Here is a 12865-nt window from a genome sequence, read left to right as displayed (position 1 = left end):
AGGATACTTATCACAAGAGTTTTCCATTACTCATTTAACATCCAATATTTATTTTTATTTTATCCATCGCTCCTTTTTTCCACTTTTTTACCGCTGATTCGGAAACCTTTTCTTCTTTAGCAATTTCGCTCATGCTTTTTCCATAATAAAAAGTTCCTATCACCCACTTTTGTTGTTTAGGTGTAAGCCCCTCACAATAGAAAAGAAGGTCAGCAAGCTCCAATGGCTTCCTTGATAATGGAGAAGTTTGAATTTCCCAGAATTCTTCCTTGGGATATATATTTCTCTCCTCTCGTCTTGTTTGTTTTGCTATTTCTGTTAAAATACGCCCTTTAACAGTCGCATAGGCATAACTTAAAAATGCTCCTTTTGTTTCATCATACTGATTACTTGCTTCCCATAATGCAATCAAGCCAATTTGATAGAATTCATCATGATTTTTATAAATATGCAATGAATGTATAATTTGATAGATCATTGGTGAATACTCCTCCATCAGTTCCTGAAACCTTTCCACTTGGAAACCTTTCTGGATTAGCGCGCCTTTCCGTGTATTCCCGGGTTGGCTCCATCATAGTTAGAACCAATCTTTATATCTAGGAACACAAAAATACGTTTTAGACATATTTTTATTTAAAACACAGTGTTTCAACCAAACAAACATACATTATTCACTATTTAAACCTTTAAAATGACAAAAATTTATATTTATTATAAAATTATGAAAATTTTAATAAAAATATGGATTATTTTGGAATATTATAGTATGATAGACTTAGATTAAAAAAAGGAGGATTTTTGGGATGAAATATGTAAAAGACTATCAAATCTCATTAACAACCATGGGGCTTGAAGCCGTATATCATCCAGAGTATAACTCGAGAATTTACGATATTAACGGAATGTACTACACTGGTCGAACGAATCAGGAATTACTTGACCAAGCTTGTGAATTAAGATGTACCGATTATAACGGAAGAATTAATGCGGTACGTAAAGCATTTTCCTACGATAAAAAAACACCGTTAGTTATTTGCCCTATAGAAATGATTTATGCTATTCCTACAAAGTCTCCTAAAGATTATGACTGTAAATGGATCTTTCCAGACCACATTGAAAAATTACTGCGCAAAGCCAAACACCCTCAAATTTTATTTAAAAACGGCCTAACAATGGAAATCAATTGCTCCTATAACACTTTCAAAAAGCAGCAGGAACGGGCTCGAAATAGCCTTATTCACTTTTTTATTTTAGTAAGGGAACGTTCCACATATAGAATTAAATGATTTTATTCATCTATATTAACTAAAGCTTACATATGGTTAAAGATGCTGTCTGTTAATAAAGTTTCTTCTTATAGACAGCATCTCTATTTTCACCTAGTTACCATCAGTATCTGTAATGATCGGTAAGACTGTTGAATATTTTATTTCTCTTAAGGCTAAGCTCGTTTGTATTTTCGTAATTCCTAATAGATTAAGTTTGCGTATAAAGCTTTCTAAATCCCTTCGATCCTTATTTGCTACTTTCAATAAATAATCATACTCTCCTGTTAGACAATAGCACTCGAGTACCTCAGGCATTTCTTTCAATTCCTTCTCTAGGCATTCCAACTTTTCAGCCTGATGAATATTCGTACTGATAAAAATAAAACATAATAGATCAAAACCAAGCTTTTCCTGATTCAAAATTGCTACATGACGATCAATAAATCCTTCACTTTCTAACCTTTTTACCCTCGCATGTGTTGCAGGCGGTGATAGATTCACACACCTCGCTAGTTCAGCATTGCTTATTTGCTCCTCTTTTTGCAGTAAATCCAATATCTGAAGATCAACCCTATCTAATATTTTGCTTACAATTGATTCCACACCCACACACTCCCTTACGATTATTCTAAAACCAGCATACTTTAGACATTTATTTTGAAGATTATTTCATAATAATCTTTATTAATTTAATTATATTTCATATTTAAACAATTTAACAAAATTTTATACTGATAACAAAAGATTGATGCTAAGATTATTAATAATCATTTATCTAAAAAGGAATGTGGGAAAATGCCGATTTTTTATTTTTTTCTCCTATTATTGACTAGTTGCTTATGGGGAGGAAACTTTGTTGTAGGAAAATTCTTAGTTGGCCACGCTTCACCAATGACGTTAACCAGCTTAAGATGGCTGATCGCTGTCATTTGCTTATTACCAATTGTATGGTGGAAAGAAAAAAGACTATTACCACCTAAAAATGCCATCCTTCCGCTTTTTCTAATGGGATTAACAGGAGTGGTTCTATTTAATCTTTTTCAATTTTGGGCACTAGAACAGACATCCGCTACCAATGTCGGCATCATTTCGACCTTAAATGCTATATCTATAGCTATTTTTTCATTTATTTTTTTAAGAGAAAGAATGAACATGATCCAGTTATTATCCATGATTCTTTCCTTCTTTGGTGTACTCCTTGTACTTTCAAAAGGAAAGCTTCACTTCCTGCTTTCACTTCATTTTAATAAAGGGGATGGATGGATGTTATTAGCAGTTTGTATTTGGGGAATTTACTCAGTTTGCAGTAAATGGGCTTCATCGAAGACATCTCCGCTAATGTCTACCTTTTACTCTGGAGTATTTGGACTTCTTGTTCTTCTCCCATTTAATTTAGTTGATTTTACAGTAACTTCTATTAACGGTACATTTATTTCTTCTATATTATATACCGGTGTAGTTTCTACTGTACTTTGCATGTTATTTTGGAATATCGGTATAAAAAAATTGGGAGCTATCACGTCCGGAAATTTCTTAAATTTCAATCCCATATTCACTGCAATCCTTGCCTATCTATTTTTAGATGAGAAACTAACATGGATGCAAGGAGTAGGCAGCGCGATTGTCATCCTCGGATGCTATTTATTCACCTACTTTAAATCCAAACGGGACAGAGGGTCGGTTCTATTGTCCCAAATCCATTTACAAGAAAATAGTTAAGTAACCGTTCTACCGGTATTTGAATTTTCTGTTAAAATAAAATAGTATATTGCAGTAATGAACAGAAAAATGCTAGGGTGGGATAATATGAACGTTGAATTAACAAGATTTAGGGTGAAGAAAGGGAAATCAGAACAGGTGAATGAATGGTTAAGATTTCTAAATGAACATATGAAAGATGTTCTGATTACATTAGAAGATGAAAAAATGTATGTAGAAACAATTTTCAGGGAAAATCTAAACGGCGATGAATATTTATATTGGTACTCCATTCAAGGTGAAGGCGGGCAAGCAGTAGAGGAATCAGAGAATTGGATAGATAAAAAGCATTTACAATATTGGCAGGAATGCATTGATGAATCGTTTAAACCTATTGATTTAAAAACCGAAGTCGTGATGATTCCCGAAAAAGTAAGAACAAGCATGCAATAAACAAAAAGGTGTAGCGATCTTTAGCCGATAGTTATTCGTTAAAACTTTACTTAAAGAAAGAGCCTTAAAATAAAAAAATCTAAATGAATTGTGTCGTTTAACAAAAAACTGCAATCCACATAAGAACCTCTGGAATCCTTTATTAGGTGTAAAAGCAGGAAGTTGTACTTTTACAAAAGTAGCAAACTGTACGAAAACAGCCTTTATTAAATAAGGGGGATAAATTCCCCCTTGTACATCTACCTAACACTAACTCGCTATCATAATCAAGCTTCGAATAAAGCGATAACCGTCGATCACATTTTTCGCTTCAAACGTGACAGTGGATGGATCAATTTGTTCAACGATCGGTAGAATTGCAGCATTTTCGGCAAAACCTGTTGTATTAAAGGACATCTCAATGACTACAGGACCATCGATTTTAAATGGTGGGATATTCTTTCGATTCTCCCATGCAGCTTTTGTTTGAGCTTGGATCATTTCCTGGGCCTTTTTAGGGTGGACGCTTTTGGCGGTAAACTGATTTATCGTTTGTTTAACAGTTGCTGTGTAAATGGAAGGAATTAACTCACGTGCTTCCCCTTCTAAACGATCACAACCTGAGACGCAAACAACTGGGACATTGAAAAAACCAGCTACTAATGCATTTAAGCCAAATTCTCCATATTCTTTTCCATTGACTTTGATAGAGCGAACCACTTTTCCATTGAACGTATGATTAAGTAAACCAAAGTCCCCTTTTTTTGTGTGATAACCTAAAAAAACAGCGCCATCATATGTTCCATCTAAACCTTCTACCATGGCTAATTTTTTGGGAGAACCTGAAATTAACTCTGCTTCTGGATGTAATTGCTCCGGTATGAGATTTCGCATGGTACCATGTGAATCATTAACAACTATTTCTGTCACACCTGCTTCCAGTGCTCCACGGACACAAGCATTGACTTCCTCCGTCATTAACGATCTAGCCCTATCATGTTCTTTACCATCGCGAGTAGTATGTTCACTATGTACGACTCCTGCGACCCCTTCAATGTCCGCTGAAATATATAGTTTCATATTTATATCACCTGTTTTTCATAATTTGCTAAGAACCGTTCACCTAATCTCGAAATCGTTGTACCCGCACGACCTTGTCGTACATTTAATAGTTTGAGTTCCTGCAATACTTCCAATCTCATGCGTAGCTGTTGCTCTGTTAAATCAATGCCTTTTTCTATTAATCTAGCTTTAAGCTTTGTACGCCCAAATGATTCTCGTTCCTGCTTCCCTTCTTGAAAAACCTTTAATATCGAAATACTTTCTTCTAAAAAACCATGTTCTTCAATTTTCTCAATGATTTTTCCCATATTTATTTCTTGTACATCCTGTTCCGAATGGTAGCTTTCCTTTTCTTCTTTTAAATATAAAGGCAGCATATGAGTTTCTATAAGCGATTGATCTAGGAAAGATAAATAAGAAACTGTATTATATAACTCCTTAATATTTCCTTTCCATTTATATGTTTTCAGACGCTGCATCACCTCTTCGGTAAATGACAAATCCTTACGATGCAATCTTGTTTTTATATCTACAATTAAATCATCAATATCTTCAATTCTTTCCAGCAAACTTGGCATATAGATGGAATACGGAGTTAGAATAACATGTTTTTCTTGCTCAAAATACCCTTCCCCTTGCATCTCTTCCAATGAATATAGACTACTTGTTATGATTCTCACATTTACATCAATTAAATTCTTTCCATTCTTCCGCTCTAATTTATTTGAATGGATAACTTGTAAAAGACGTTTTTGTAAAAAAACAGGAAGCTCATTGACTGATTCAATATATAGGGTTCCGCCTTGCGCCATTTCAATAACCCCGATCGTTATATCTGTACCATTCTCAACTCCAAACAAATCCTTCTCTAATAAATCATGCGTCCGAAAAGCACAGTTGATGACAACAAAGGGACCAGAATGTTGTTTAGAGGCATTATGAATAGCTTGTGCAAGCATTTTTTTCCCTGTCCCAGCTTCACCGTATAAATGAATTGGTTGATCGAGTTGAGCATATTTCTTTGCTTGTTCTAATGCGACCTGCATCTTACTGCTTCGAGCAATCATATCAGAAAAATGATATCCAGCCGTATCTCGTACATCCTTTACAATTTTCTTTTGATCATTTGACTGAGTAGATGAATAGCTCTTTGACAACGAAATTAATGATTTCATATAACGCTTATTTAATGTGATTGAATCAATGGATAAATCAAGAAGCTTAGCTACTTCAAGAAATACTTCAATATCCAATAAACGCATACCAATATCAATAACTTTGCCTAACCCACCTGGTAAAAGATGTGTTTCATCAGGTGTAATAATGTAATCTATGAAGTCTGGTATCGGTTGAGATGGATCATAGGCAAAATATTGATGTTCAGAAAACGTCTCTCTTAATGAGTCAACCGTTTGATTTGTATTAATCAACGTATCATTAACGACAAGGATCTTTCTCCCCGGAGGTAATTCAATCACTTCTTTCATATTTGCATAATTGATTTCGCGCTTAGCAATAATATATTGACAACCCTCCGGAATAAACTGTAATGCAAAACCAATCAAAATATCACTTGATAAGATCACTACATCTCCTGGTTCAATCGTGTTGTTTTGTAAATCTTTAATCGTTGTGGGCGATAACTGGATCAAATCTCGGAATACTTCTTTCAACTGCTTTGTAATTGTAGCTAAATATCTCTCCTGAATGGAGATAATATGCAGTTTCGATTCAGACATGATTACACCGTCCTACCATTTAATAGTTTATTTTTCTCTATTATCTAATATAAATGGCACGAAACATAGTGCTTTTCTCTCACTTCCTTCCACTCTGGCACTTTTACTTTACATTCCTCTGTTGCAAATGGGCATCGCGTATGAAATGTGCAACCAGAAGGAGGATTTGATGGACTTGGTAGATCTCCCTTGAGTACAATTCTTTCCCTTTTTACCTTTGGATCTGGGACAGGAACTGCCGATAATAACGCCTTTGTATATGGATGTAATGGTTCCTTATATAAAGAATCTTTATCTGCCAATTCGACCATTCTACCTAGATACATTACTCCTACTCGATCACTAATATGTTCAACGACACTTAAATCATGAGAGATAAATAAATAAGTCAAGCCAAATTCGTTCTGCAAATCCTTTAATAGATTTAAGATTTGTGATTGAATCGACACATCGAGTGCAGATACGGGTTCATCTGCAACAATTAATTGCGGATTCACCGCTAATGCTCTAGCAATACCAATTCTCTGTCTTTGCCCACCACTAAATTCATGAGGAAAACGATCTGCATGAAAAGGCGTTAATCCGACAACGTCTAATAAACGTTCAACCCTCTGCTTCCGCTCTTCCTTTTCCACCCCATGAACAATCAGTGGTTCCTCAATAATATCTCCAATTTTCATTCGTGGGTTCAATGATGCAAATGGATCTTGGAATATCATTTGAAATTCCTTACGAAACTTGCGTAACTTATCTTCCGAAAAGGAGGTGATGTCTTGCCCATTAAAGAACACTTGTCCTTCCGTTGGTTCAATCAAGCGCATAATCATTCGTCCAGTCGTTGATTTCCCACAACCACTTTCACCTACAAGTCCCAATGTTTCCCCTTTTTCAATCGTAAAGGTTAACCCATCAACCGCTTTAACGACAGAAGTTTTCTTAGAAAAAATCCGTTTACTAATAGGGAAATGTTTTTTTAAATTTTTTACTTCGACGAGTGTACTCATTGTGCCCCCTCCTTTTGATGAAGCCAGCATCTTGTTGTATGATTTGCATTCACCGATTGCAGCTGTGGTTCTCTCTCCCAGCATTGATCCATGACAAATGGACAGCGCGGGGCAAATTTGCATCCTTTTGGCATTTGTTCAGGAGCAGGTACATTTCCTTTAATAGATTGCAAGCGATCAATTTTCACACCGAGCTTAGGAATGGATTCTAATAATCCTTTTGTATAAGGATGCTTCGGATTTTCAAAGATGGTATTCACATCAGACTCCTCAACCACTTTACCTGCGTACATAATCACGACTCGATCACACATTTCTGCTACTACACCAAGATCATGGGTAATTAATAAGATGGATGAATCACTTTCCTCTCTTAATTTTCGCATTAAGTCCAGAATTTGTGCTTGAATCGTTACGTCTAATGCTGTCGTCGGTTCATCTGCAATTAATAATTTCGGATTACAGGACATTGCCATCGCAATCATGACCCGTTGCCGCATTCCTCCAGATAATTGATGAGGATATTCCTTCATAATTTCCCGAGCTCTTGGAATTCCAACAAGTTCAAGCATTTTGATCGCATGCTCTTTTGCTTCATTTGCATCCTTTTTCATATGTAATCGAATAGACTCTACTAGTTGTCTCCCAATCTTGTATACAGGATTAAGAGAGGTCATTGGTTCCTGAAAGATCATCGCAATCTCATTCCCCCGAATCGATCGCATACTTTTTTCCGGCAATTGGATTAAATCCTTTCCTTCAAATTGGATGCTACCACCAACAATTTTTCCAGGAGTATCTTTCAATAGGCGCATAATCGATAAGGATGTTACACTTTTTCCACATCCCGACTCCCCAACGATTCCAACAGTTTCTCCCTTATTCACGGTGATCGTTACACCATCAACCGCTTTAACAACACCTTTATCACTAAAAAAATGGGTTTGTAAATCATTTATTTTCAATAGTTCTTTTTCCATATTTACACCTCCTCTTAATCTTTTATTTTTGGATCAAGCGCATCACGCAATCCGTCTCCCAATAGATTGAAAGCTAATACCGTCAAAAAGATCGCAATACCTGGAAATAATGTAATATGTGGAGCCATATTTAAATAATCTCGCCCTCCACTAAGCATTGCGCCCCATTCCGGTGATGGAGGTTGTGCACCTAAGCCTAAAAAGCTTAAGCTCGCCGCTGTTAAAATTGCACTACCGATTTTCATAGAAAAGTTGACAATGATACTTGTGATAGTTCCTGGAAAAATATGCTTCCATATAATACGACGAGGTTTAGCGCCGATGGAACGAGTCGCCTCAACATAAAGAGATGATTTAATCGATAATGTACTTGAACGAACAATTCTCGCAAATGTAGGGACGCCAAAAATTGCTACGGCAATAATGACATTTTCAAGACCCGGTCCTAGTATTGCAATAATTCCAATCGCTAGTAAGATACCAGGAAAAGCAAATAATAGATCACAAAATCTCATAATAATACCATCAATCCATTTACCATAAAATCCACTAATCAGCCCTAAAAAAGTTCCGACAACTGCACCAATCATGACAGAAAACAAGCCAACAAAAAGAGAAATCCTTGTTCCTGCAATAATTCTACTAAAGATGTCTCGACCATAAGGATCAGTTCCTGCCCAGTGTTGAGCAGATGGTCCTTCAAGTACATGGTTATAATCCGGTTCTGCTATGTCATAAGGAGTGATATATGGACCAATAACGGTTAAGACTAGCAAAATTGCGATAAAGATGGCAGAAATAAATGCTAATCGCTGCTTTTTAAACTTTCTCCAAAACTCTGAAAACGGAGATGACTTTGATCGTTTCATCGCATGGTCTACCGCTTGGAAACTAACATTTGTTTTTCCTTCTAGTTCAGGCATTCTTCTTCACCAACCTCTCTACTAATATCTTATTTGTGGATTTAAAAAGCCGTATAGAACATCGACAATTAAGTTAATTAATATAAATTCAAGAGAAAACAAGAGCATTTCAGCTTGAATGACTGGATAATCACGAAAACTTACTGAATCAATTAATAGTCGCCCAAGACCCGGCCAACTAAACACTGTTTCAATAACAACAGAACCCCCTAGTAGGAATCCGAATTGTAAACCTGTCATCGTAACAACTGGAATCAATGCATTTTTCAATGCATGCCGTTGAATAACCTTCCCTTCAGTTAAACCCTTTGCACGACCGGTTCGAATATAATCTTCCTTCAATACGTCCATTACCGATGAGCGTGAGAATCTAGCAATGACAGCTGCTACGCTCGTCCCTAGTGTGAGTGAAGGAAGAATATAACTTTTCCAAGACTCCAGTCCGCCCGTCGGAAACCAACCAAGCTTAACAGAGAAAAATTGAATAAGAATTAATCCTAACCAAAATGATGGAAGAGATATGCCTGATACAGCACCAAACATCCCTGCATAATCTTGCCATTTATTTCGTTTCTTCGCTGAAATAATCCCAATAATCAAACCAATAATAACTGCCCATACCATACTCCAAAGAGTTAGCCAAAAGGTTGGCATAAATCTTATCCCGATTTCCTTTAGGACTGGTTGTTTAGTTTTTAAGGAAGTACCCAAATCTCCTTGAAACAGATTACCGATAAAATTCACATATTGTTCATATAAAGGTTTATCAAGACCAAGATCCTTCCTTATAAGTTTAATATCTTCATAGCTAGCATCGGGACCGGCTACTAATCTCGCTGGATCCCCTGGTATTAAATGAACAAATAAAAAGATAAAGATCGAAACAAAAAACAAGATGGGAATAATCGTAATCAATCGTTTAGTTAAATAACGCCCCATTAGAACACCTACCTTCAAGAAAAATAGAAAAACTCTAAGTAACTACAAGAGAAGGACTTGACCCTTTTGTTTTTTCACCCACAAGCTTTCATACAATGAAAAAGCCTTCTTAAATTAAATTTAGGGTGTCCCATCTATGATTCTTTTGAGACACCCTTTCATGTTATTGCTTAATTTCTAATTCATTAATACTTAATGAACCATCAGGTAATAGGTAAATCCCGTCTAAATAATTTTTCTTTCCAGCTAAATTTTTCGGTACAGCTAATGTAACCCAAGGTGCATCTTCCCATATTAATTTTTGTGCGTCTTTGTAAGCTGCTTCACGTTTGCTTTCATCCGCTGTTTGTAGAGCATCTTTCAATGCTTGATTTACTTTTTCATTATTGTAGTAAGAAACATTATAGTTTAAAGGTGGGTATGCAGCTTGTCCTCCAAGGAGCGGGCGAATTCCCCAATCTGCATCACCTGTCGATGGTGACCAACCACCATAATAAAGCTCCACTTCAGCATCTTCTGGTTTTTGTGGTCCCCATAGCTTGTCAGATAAAGTTCCTGCTTCCATCGGAACGACTTCAACCTTAATATTAATTTGAGCTAATTGTTGTTGAAGAAACTCTGCTGACTTTACAGAAGTTGAACTATTACTTACCCACAGTGTTGTTTTAAAGCCGTCTTCAACGCCTGCTTCTTTCATTAACTTCTTAGCTTTTTCTAAGTCAAAATTATATGGCTCTTGCTCTGAGGAGAAAGCAACCTTTGGTGCAAGAACAGAAGTAGGTTTATCCCCGAGACCGTTCCATACAACCTTAATAAATGCATCTTTGTTAATTGCATAGTTCATTGCTTGACGAATTCGTACATCATCATATGGTTTTTTCAATGTATTCATAGATAGATAGTAAACGATAATTGATGGATCATTTTCGATGACGATGCCATTTTTTCCATCAATTGATTTTACTTGCTCTGTTGGAATCGGATAAGCAAAATCCGCTTCACCCGTTTGGAGCATCGCGACTCTGGATCCATTTTCAGGTACTGGCTTAAATGTGATAGAATCTACCTTTGGATAGCCTTCTTTCCAATAGTCTTCATTTTTCACTAGTTTTAAATGATCACTTTGATCCCATTCTTCAAATTTAAATGGACCAGTTCCTACAGGATTTCTCGCAATATCCTTCCCATACTTTTTTAATGCCGCAGGGGAAATCATTGCTGCTGATGGATGAGCAAAATTATTTATCATCGCACCAAAAGGTTCTTTTAGTAGTACTTTAACAGTGTATTCATCTACAACTTGTGTCTCTTTTACTAATTCAAATAAGCTATAGCGCTTTAAGTGATTATCTGGATTCGCTAAACGATCAATATTGTACTTCACGGCTTCTGCATTAAATGGGGTTCCATCTTGGAACTTAACCCCTTTTTTCAAATGAAAAGTAAACTCAGTTGCTTGATCATTTACTTGATAATCTTCTGCTAATACAGGGACTACCTTCATATCTTTATCAAATCCGAGCAACCCTTCCATCATCATTCTTTCTGCCGAAAGTCCTAACGTATCATTGGAATCATGAGGGTCCAAACTAACAAAATTGGCAGCAACAGCTATTGTGATATCTTTCCCATCTTTTTTCACAATTTTTTCAGGCTCTTTTTTCCCAGATGATGAACTCGAAGAATTCGAACATCCGAAGAGCATAAGAGTCAAACAAATCATTGAAACTATAAGTGCAAAACCTTTTTTCTTCATATTAATCCCTCCATGTATTTAAAGTTCCTTGGCATCCTTTAATGTAAAGGTTGGAACAAGTTCCCCGACTTTCTCTTTTCTTGCATTCGTTACGACTGGGTGATGATGTTGCTGTAATTTTTCTAACTCATTATCTGTTAACAGACCTAGCTGTTTCAATACCTCAACAGCTGCAGGCTCTGTTGCACGACCAAAACCATCTTCAATCTTAATGGCAATCCCAATTCCCGTTTGCAAATCGCCAATACAATACACACCTTCAGCCCCTGCCTTACCAAACATTTTCCCATCAACTGCTTTCATGAAATTGGTACAGAAGCGGTCTGTTCCACCCACCATCTCTGGAGCTGCCATCATAGCGGAGGTAACTTTTTCTACTGCACGGGCACGTGATTCCTCTAATTCATTGGGTCTTGTCATTTTGGCATAAGCGTATGCAATTCGCTCAAGTGGTAACCCATGAACAGGTACGCCACAGCCATCGACTCCTAACTCTATTTTCTCGACCGGATAATCAGCCATTTCACTAACTACATGTAAAATTCGTTGTTGTACGGGATGTGATAATTCTAAATAGGATTCAATTGGCTCATTCATATATTTAGCAGTCACAATCATCCCACTATGCTTGCCTGAACAATTATTATAAAGAGGGGTTACCTCTTTTCCTTCAAGGATCAATTCCTTAAACACGTCTTCTCTTCTTAACGGATGAGTTCCGCATTTCAACGCTTGGTCGTCCAATCCTGCTCTTTTTAAAATGGAAATCACACGCTCTGTATGCTGTTTTTCCGCATTATGCGACGCACAGCAAAGGGACAAATCTGCTTCATCAAATTGGTAATGATCAGCCACACCGGTTTCTACTAGAGGGATAGCCTGTAACGGCTTCATCGAAGAGCGAGCATACACAACCCGGTATGGATCCCCTACATATTTAAGTAGCTTCCCTTTATAATCCACAACCGCAATATGCCCCTTATGTATACTTTCAACCATATTTCCACGAGTAACTTGTACCAATTCTTTTGACTTCATTTTCTCCACCTTCTAATTATTCTCTA

Annotated in this window: 13 protein-coding genes; 3 read left to right on the top strand and 10 right to left on the bottom strand. The window is 36.6% G+C overall.

The annotated features are described in order from the left end of the window. Positions 1-34: 34 nt before the first annotated feature. Complete coding sequence (locus NST63_RS04375; RefSeq protein WP_306420389.1) at positions 35-496, bottom strand: sigma-70 family RNA polymerase sigma factor; 462 nt, start codon at positions 494-496, stop codon at positions 35-37. Positions 497-803: 307 nt separating this feature from the next. On the opposite strand from NST63_RS04375, the gene NST63_RS04370 reads away from it, so the two are divergent. Continuing rightward, the gene (locus NST63_RS04370; RefSeq protein ID WP_341041383.1) at positions 804-1286 is read left to right on the top strand and encodes a competence protein ComK; all 483 of its coding nucleotides are present in this window, start codon (positions 804-806) and stop codon (positions 1284-1286) included. Between the two features lie 93 nt (positions 1287-1379). On the opposite strand, the gene NST63_RS04365 is transcribed toward NST63_RS04370, so the two are convergent. After that, on the bottom strand, positions 1380-1871 hold the full coding sequence (locus NST63_RS04365; protein WP_259549008.1) for an Lrp/AsnC family transcriptional regulator: 492 nt from the start codon (positions 1869-1871) through the stop codon (positions 1380-1382). 192 nt (positions 1872-2063) lie between these two features. On the opposite strand from NST63_RS04365, the gene NST63_RS04360 reads away from it, so the two are divergent. Both NST63_RS04360 and NST63_RS04355 read left to right on the top strand, forming a co-directional pair. Continuing rightward, positions 2064-2987, top strand: coding sequence for a DMT family transporter (locus tag NST63_RS04360; RefSeq protein WP_341041381.1), 924 nt, complete (start codon positions 2064-2066; stop codon positions 2985-2987). Positions 2988-3074: 87 nt separating this feature from the next. Continuing rightward, positions 3075-3419 carry a DUF6176 family protein gene (locus tag NST63_RS04355; RefSeq protein WP_212945541.1) on the top strand — a complete coding sequence of 115 codons (345 nt, stop codon included), beginning with the start codon at positions 3075-3077 and terminating at the stop codon, positions 3417-3419. A 249-nt stretch (positions 3420-3668) separates the two neighbouring features. Here the strand turns inward: NST63_RS04355 and NST63_RS04350 are convergent, their stop codons facing one another. From NST63_RS04350 to NST63_RS04315, 8 genes are all read right to left on the bottom strand, one after another. Further along, complete coding sequence (locus tag NST63_RS04350; protein WP_212945540.1) at positions 3669-4478, bottom strand: M55 family metallopeptidase; 810 nt, start codon at positions 4476-4478, stop codon at positions 3669-3671. A 2-nt stretch (positions 4479-4480) separates the two neighbouring features. Continuing rightward, positions 4481-6199, bottom strand: a complete 1719-nt coding sequence (locus NST63_RS04345; RefSeq protein ID WP_212945539.1) for a sigma 54-interacting transcriptional regulator — start codon at positions 6197-6199, stop codon at positions 4481-4483. Positions 6200-6243: 44 nt separating this feature from the next. Then, positions 6244-7203, bottom strand: a complete 960-nt coding sequence (locus NST63_RS04340) for an ABC transporter ATP-binding protein (protein WP_071974824.1) — start codon at positions 7201-7203, stop codon at positions 6244-6246. Beyond that, a complete protein-coding gene (locus NST63_RS04335; protein ID WP_058004705.1) occupies positions 7200-8183 on the bottom strand; it encodes an ABC transporter ATP-binding protein in 984 nt (327 codons plus the stop codon). The genes NST63_RS04340 and NST63_RS04335 overlap by 4 nt, the downstream gene beginning before the upstream one ends. 14 nt (positions 8184-8197) lie before the next feature. Beyond that, entirely contained in the window at positions 8198-9052 is an 855-nt protein-coding gene (locus tag NST63_RS04330) for an ABC transporter permease subunit (protein WP_341044148.1), read from the bottom strand. Positions 9053-9127: 75 nt separating this feature from the next. Next, on the bottom strand, positions 9128-10045 hold the full coding sequence (gene gsiC / locus NST63_RS04325) for a glutathione ABC transporter permease GsiC (protein WP_071974822.1): 918 nt from the start codon (positions 10043-10045) through the stop codon (positions 9128-9130). Between the two features lie 163 nt (positions 10046-10208). Then, complete coding sequence (locus NST63_RS04320) at positions 10209-11801, bottom strand: glutathione ABC transporter substrate-binding protein (RefSeq protein WP_341041380.1); 1593 nt, start codon at positions 11799-11801, stop codon at positions 10209-10211. Positions 11802-11819: 18 nt separating this feature from the next. Next, complete coding sequence (locus tag NST63_RS04315; RefSeq protein ID WP_341041379.1) at positions 11820-12839, bottom strand: asparaginase; 1020 nt, start codon at positions 12837-12839, stop codon at positions 11820-11822. Between the last annotated feature and the right edge of the window lie 26 nt (positions 12840-12865).

Origin of the sequence: Heyndrickxia sp. FSL W8-0496 (genome assembly GCF_038007825.1) — a bacterium.
In the GTDB taxonomy this organism is placed as follows: Bacteria; Bacillota; Bacilli; order Bacillales; family Bacillaceae_C; genus Heyndrickxia; species Heyndrickxia oleronia.
Note: the sequence above shows the minus strand (reverse complement) of the source record. Positions and strands in the feature narration are given on the sequence as shown.

Excerpts from the sequence above, each read along its gene's own strand:
- gsiC (WP_071974822.1), bottom strand. The coding sequence starts at position 10,045 with ATGGGGCGTTATTTAACTAAACGATTGATTACGATTATTCCCATCTTG.
- NST63_RS04340 (WP_071974824.1), bottom strand. The coding sequence starts at position 7,203 with ATGAGTACACTCGTCGAAGTAAAAAATTTAAAAAAACATTTCCCTATT.
- NST63_RS04315 (WP_341041379.1), bottom strand. The coding sequence starts at position 12,839 with ATGAAGTCAAAAGAATTGGTACAAGTTACTCGTGGAAATATGGTTGAA.
- NST63_RS04375 (WP_306420389.1), bottom strand. The coding sequence starts at position 496 with ATGGAGGAGTATTCACCAATGATCTATCAAATTATACATTCATTGCAT.
- NST63_RS04350 (WP_212945540.1), bottom strand. The coding sequence starts at position 4,478 with ATGAAACTATATATTTCAGCGGACATTGAAGGGGTCGCAGGAGTCGTA.
- NST63_RS04370 (WP_341041383.1), top strand. The coding sequence starts at position 804 with ATGAAATATGTAAAAGACTATCAAATCTCATTAACAACCATGGGGCTT.
- NST63_RS04320 (WP_341041380.1), bottom strand. The coding sequence starts at position 11,801 with ATGAAGAAAAAAGGTTTTGCACTTATAGTTTCAATGATTTGTTTGACT.
- NST63_RS04335 (WP_058004705.1), bottom strand. The coding sequence starts at position 8,183 with ATGGAAAAAGAACTATTGAAAATAAATGATTTACAAACCCATTTTTTT.
- NST63_RS04360 (WP_341041381.1), top strand. The coding sequence starts at position 2,064 with ATGCCGATTTTTTATTTTTTTCTCCTATTATTGACTAGTTGCTTATGG.
- NST63_RS04330 (WP_341044148.1), bottom strand. The coding sequence starts at position 9,052 with ATGAAACGATCAAAGTCATCTCCGTTTTCAGAGTTTTGGAGAAAGTTT.
- NST63_RS04355 (WP_212945541.1), top strand. The coding sequence starts at position 3,075 with ATGAACGTTGAATTAACAAGATTTAGGGTGAAGAAAGGGAAATCAGAA.
- NST63_RS04345 (WP_212945539.1), bottom strand. The coding sequence starts at position 6,199 with ATGTCTGAATCGAAACTGCATATTATCTCCATTCAGGAGAGATATTTA.